At 44.9% G+C, this 1738-nt stretch carries 1 protein-coding gene; it reads left to right on the forward strand.

Annotated features, from left to right (window positions below; translation table 11 throughout):
* A partial coding sequence (locus R7P72_RS23885) for a diguanylate cyclase (RefSeq protein ID WP_318110810.1) occupies positions 1–1258 on the forward strand: 1258 nt, incomplete at its 5' end.
* Positions 1259–1738: the final 480 nt, after the last annotated feature.

Genomic DNA, 1738 nt, shown 5'->3' on the forward strand with positions numbered 1-1738 from the left:
CACGCGTAAGCTCGTAATTACACCTGAACAATTCAATATTTATGCGACAAAAGATGCGAGCGAAGGTGGGCTAAGCACGGCCGATATCACCTATGATGCGCAAAGCTTGGTACTCAATTGTGAGCTAAAAAAAAGCAGTTATGCTTGGCCGTATTGCGGTATCTCGGTTTATACCGATGTAGCGAAGCCAACGCATGGCATCGATCTTTCTAATTACCATACCATCCGATTAAAGCTTCATTATGAAGAGGCGGGAGATGGGCAAAACCCAAGCCATGACTTGCGTCTTTATCTGAGAAACTACAATCCGGAATACTCGAAACCGGATGATGAATACACCATCAAATACAATGGCATGCAGTTTTCTCCATCGAATTTTAGTGAAACCATCGAGATTCCGATTAAGAACTTACAGGTAATGACCTGGTGGCTTGCGGATAACAAGGTCGATATTGAACATTCTGCGCCAGAGTTTTCGAACATTACGCGTATTGATATTGCCACTGGTTCGGGTGCTACGCTTGGTCAGCACAAAATTGTGATTGATAAGATCGAATTTGAAGGTGCCTATCTTGCACAAGAAACGTTGTTGTTTGCTCTATTGTTTTCTTGGATGGCTTTAGGGCTGGCTTTCTCTCTGCATGAACTACGGAAAAACAGAGCGGCGTATGAAAAAGCGAAACGTCGTCATCGTCATCTAGAAAAAGTGAATGGCACTTTGCGCGCGCAGAATTACGAATTTGCCGAGTTGGCGCACCGAGATGCGCTAACCGGAGCGATGAACCGTCATGCTGTACAAACTTGGTTAGAACAGCAAGCACGCCAAGTACGTTGGGGGCACTCGACGTTGAGCATCCTTTATATGGATTTAGACAACTTTAAGAAGATTAACGATAAGTTCGGGCATCAAATGGGGGATGACATTCTGCGTGAGTTCGTCATGGTCGTTGCCAGTTCTATTGCACCTGATGACCGTTTGGTTCGTTGGGGTGGTGAAGAGTTTGTGGTTTTCTGCCCAGATACCAATATCGAACAAGCCGTGAAAAAGGCCGAGATGATACGCAAGAATGTCGCAAACCACTTGTGGGTTCATGGTGAGGCGCTTACTTGCAGTATTGGTGTGGCCCAAATGCAAAATGAGCGCGTAACCGAGACCATGGCAAGAGCCGATGAAGTATTGTATCTCGCTAAGCGTAATGGTCGAAACCGCGTTGAGGTGAACTACGGATTGTTGAGTTGCCAAAAGAATGAGGCATAAATAGATAGCATGACGTTCTAGCGATTCACACTTTTCGTTTAAACGCGCCGTTGTACTGAGCTTATGAAAGCAAAGTATGACGGCTTTTTTGTGTCTACAGTTTGTGTTGGCAGGCTATTGAGTTCGATTGTTCATTGAAGCTGGTATGAGAGTTTGTTCAGGCTTTAAGAGTAAAGGTTGATTGAGCGCTAGGAATTCCCCTATAGAGGGAAGAATGCAAAGTGAATCTACCAATACGAGGTAAGAAAGAATAAAAAAGGTGGCCAACTGGCCACCAAGAGGGAAACTGCTGAACACCACTTTAGGGGAAGTTTGGGCTATCAATTCGATCACCGTGAACAGCAGTGTAGTGCTAATCGAGTCAGTGTTTCTTTACCAGAACAACCAAGCGAACAGTGTCAGTGCACCAATACAAGCAATGTTTAGTACGAAGCCGATTCTCATCATTTCTTTTTGCTTGATGTGACCCGTACCGAACAC

Origin of the sequence: Vibrio sp. Vb0888, assembly GCF_033338835.1 — a bacterium.
GTDB classification, from domain to species: Bacteria; Pseudomonadota; Gammaproteobacteria; order Enterobacterales; family Vibrionaceae; genus Vibrio; species Vibrio alginolyticus.